This window comes from Desertibacillus haloalkaliphilus, from assembly GCF_019039105.1.
Lineage (GTDB): Bacteria > Bacillota > Bacilli > Bacillales > KJ1-10-99 > Desertibacillus > Desertibacillus haloalkaliphilus.
The window spans coordinates 1-1,626 of sequence record NZ_JAHPIV010000038.1 but is presented as its reverse complement, the minus strand read 5'-3'; the positions used below and the strand labels follow the sequence as shown (position 1 = coordinate 1,626).

General features: G+C 41.8%; 2 protein-coding genes. Both read right to left on the bottom strand.

Annotated features, from left to right (window positions below; all coding sequences use genetic code 11):
• Positions 1-98: 98 nt before the first annotated feature.
• A complete protein-coding gene (locus KH400_RS20695) occupies positions 99-647 on the bottom strand; it encodes a group II intron maturase-specific domain-containing protein (RefSeq protein WP_217227880.1) in 549 nt (182 codons plus the stop codon).
• 118 nt (positions 648-765) lie between these two features.
• A partial coding sequence (locus KH400_RS20690) for a reverse transcriptase domain-containing protein (protein WP_217227878.1) occupies positions 766-1,626 on the bottom strand: 861 nt, incomplete at its 5' end.

The window sequence follows — 1,626 nt, the reverse complement described above, 5'->3', positions numbered from 1 at the left end:
CCTGATTCAATCCCCATCAAGGGGCCTTCCCTCATCTCCGATGTGCCTTTCACAGCACACCACCACCGTACGTACGGTTCCGTATACGGCGGTTTCATTTAAGTCCAACGCTTGGTTTGATATCTTTCGGCTAAACTTATGAGCCCTTGGTTTGACCAATACTGGTCGCCAAGGGCTCTATTCATGATAGGGCTTTGAGCTATCCTCCAGTAACCTTTCCTACTGTTTGCCCACTCCCATGCTCTAGCCTTACTGATTCCCTGTTTGATTAGGTTTCTTTTCCTGGCAGAAATGGTCTTCCATTCTTTCCACCTAATCATTCGCAATCTTCTTCTGATCCAAGCATCTAATTTCGCAAGTACACTTGGTGTATCAATTAATTGATAATAGACAAGCCATCCTGTTAGAAATCGATTTAGCTTTCTTAGTCGTTTGGACATTTCAATCGAATGTCTTCGACTTGTTAGTTCTCTAATTCGTTGTTTTAGTCGGTTTATACTTTCCTTCGCAATTCTTATTTTCGGTTCCCTACCGACGGTGAAGGAGAACCCTAAGAATTTGCGTTTCCAAGGACGATCAACCGAACTCTTCTCTCGATTTACCTTTAATTTCAGTTTATTTTCAATGAATGACGTGATACTTTCCATTATGCGGAGTCCCGCTCTTCTCGAGCGAACATAGATATTGCGGTGAGTAGCCCAAGGGAATCCCACCCTTAGGCCCTCTCAGAACCGGACGTGAACCTCTCAGCTCATCCGGCTCCCATTATCCAGTCGCGGGCAGAATTCCCATCTGCCAATGAACAAACAGTTTTGGTAGATTTCTAGCTAATCTCCCCAACCATCTCTCTGCACGTTTCTTGTGTCTCATAAACCTTTTGTATTTCCTTCTTACCCATTGAACTAATGCTCGATTCATGTGACGTAATACAGAGTAGAGTTGGGATTTATAAAAGTGACCATAGTAGTTAATCCAACCTCTTATTACAGCGTTGAACATTAGGGAGAGATCTTTAATCTCTTTATCTGGTTTCAACTGAAGCCGCCATCTTCGTATTGTCTGCCTCATAGCTTTACATGCTTTGTTACTCACTGCTGGGGTGAAGTTTATGAAAAACTTTCCATATCTGTTCTTAGACCTTCTTGGTCGGAAGGTATAACCCAAAAAATCAAACATGATATTTGGATAATCACCTGTTCGATCTTCGTCTTTGCAGTAGATGATTTTAGTTTTGTCGGGATGTAGTTCAAGCCGACATTGGTTAAACCGTTGGTTTAACTCCTCAAGTAATCTCTCAGCCTTTTCTTTGTTTCGACAATGAACCACAGCATCATCAGCATATCTAGCCCACGGATTATTCGGGTGATTAATTGCCATCCATTTATCAAATGTGTAGTGCATAAACAGGTTAGCCAATACCGGACTAATGACACCACCTTGCGGTGTCCCGGAAGTCCTTTCCACTATTTCTCCATCTTTCTTCTGAAAGGGTGCCTTAAGCCACCTTTCAATATAGAGAATTATCCATTTACAATCCGTGTGCTTTTTGACTGCTTTCATGAGTAATCCATAATCAATATTGTCAAAAAGACCCTTAATATCGAATTCTAGTACCCAGTCATACTT